Source organism: Mycobacterium sp. (genome assembly GCF_049280035.1).
In the GTDB taxonomy this organism is placed as follows: Bacteria; Actinomycetota; Actinomycetes; order Mycobacteriales; family Mycobacteriaceae; genus Mycobacterium.
Map to the genome: position 1 here is coordinate 1 of NZ_JBAPPI010000751.1, position 1,557 is coordinate 1,557.

At 62.0% G+C, this 1,557-nt stretch carries 2 protein-coding genes and 1 pseudogene; all 3 read left to right on the forward strand.

Going from position 1 to position 1,557, the window contains the following annotated elements:
• A partial coding sequence (locus WAN71_RS24085) for an FtsK/SpoIIIE domain-containing protein (protein WP_422227741.1) occupies positions 1-749 on the forward strand: 749 nt, incomplete at its 5' end.
• Between the two features lie 91 nt (positions 750-840).
• Positions 841-1,149, forward strand: a complete 309-nt coding sequence (locus WAN71_RS24090; RefSeq protein WP_422227742.1) for a PE family protein — start codon at positions 841-843, stop codon at positions 1,147-1,149.
• 8 nt (positions 1,150-1,157) lie between these two features.
• Positions 1,158-1,557 (forward strand): annotated as a pseudogene (locus tag WAN71_RS24095) (hypothetical protein); the annotation flags it as partial.

Genomic DNA, 1,557 nt, shown 5'->3' on the forward strand with positions numbered 1-1,557 from the left:
CCGCTGAGGCGGCCGATCCGTTCAACATTCCGTTCGCGATCGGCGAGAGTGCGTTGCAGCCGGTGGCGCTGCCGACCCGGATGGTGCCCAACATGCTGGTGATGGGCAGGCAGCTGTCTGGAAAGACCACGACACTGGCCGCCTTCGGTCAGGCGATCATCAACCGGCTCACGCCAGAGCAGGCACAGATCACGATCATCGACCCCAAGACCACCCTGATCGGGAAGATCACCGGCCCGCACGTGCGAGCGTATGCGTACACCGCAGACGACATCGATACCGTGATCGGCGAACTGTTGGCGTTGTTGCGGGATCGCCTACCACCTGCCGGGCTGAGCCAGGAAGAGCTGCTGAACCGGAAGTCGTGGGAAGGCCCGCATCACTTTGTCGTGATCGACGACGAACATGAGCTGCGGCCGCACAACCAAATGGTCAAGCCGGCGGCCACCGCGCCGCTGTGGGCATTGATCGAACGCAGCCGCGAGGTCGGTCTGCACGTTATTGCTGCCCGCTCGCCCGGCAACTGGGCGTCGCAGTCGGTGATGAATCCGTTCCTGCAGAAGCTCACCGGCTCGCGGTCACCCACGTTGTTCATGGACAACGATCCCGCCACTGTGAAGGTCTACGCCAGGATCAGTGCGCAGCAACTACCGCCGGGACGCGGCTTGCTGGTGACGACCGACGGAGAACTGGAAGGCGTCCTTGTGGGTATGCCGGATCAGGCCGATTTGCGCTCGGACCAGCAGTAAAAGAAACTTGTGCATACCGGCGGCGCAATAACGATTTAGACTCGGGTCACTCCGCAGAGCCGGTTCTGTGGGCACAGCATGGGAGGCAACGATGACAGCGTTCATGAACGTCGATCCAGCGGCCATCGGACTGTCGGCAGTCACCGATATGGCGATCAGTGGCGAGATGGCTGCCAGCACTGCGGCTGGGTCGGCCGCGCTCGTCGGGACGGTGCCGATGGTGCCATCCGCAGACGATGCAGCGTTCACGACGGCACTAAATGGCGCCGGTGCGGCCTACCTCGCCTCGGCATCACAACATGTCGGCGAGCGAACGACCTTCGCCGGCGCCCAGAACATCTCTGCGCTCACGTATGCGCTCAACGAAGTGCTCAGTTCGGCGAGCATCGCCGGTATCTGACGTCAGCCATGGCTGACCCGATTTGGTTCGGTCCACCCGAGGCCGTTGCGGCGCTCCTCGAGACCAGTGACCCATCAACCGTCGCGGCCAATATCGCGGCATGGCTTGCCGAGGTGATTCAGCACGAACTGTCGATGGGTCTATCCGTCGCGAACATCGTCTCCACGCTGGAACAGTGGATAGGGCTCGGCGGTTCAGCGTACGGGATGAAGGGATCGGAACTGAATCTTCTTGGCCTGCAACCATTGGCGGCCCACTGCTTAAAACACGTCGCTATTGGCGAAGCAGCTGTAGAGGCTGACGCGGTTGCCAGGTCGGCGGTTATACCTTCGGTGCTTTGTACGGCCAACCGCGTCGAGTTCAAGGCTGACAACGACATCAACCCCCTCGTTTTCGGCATGCTTACCC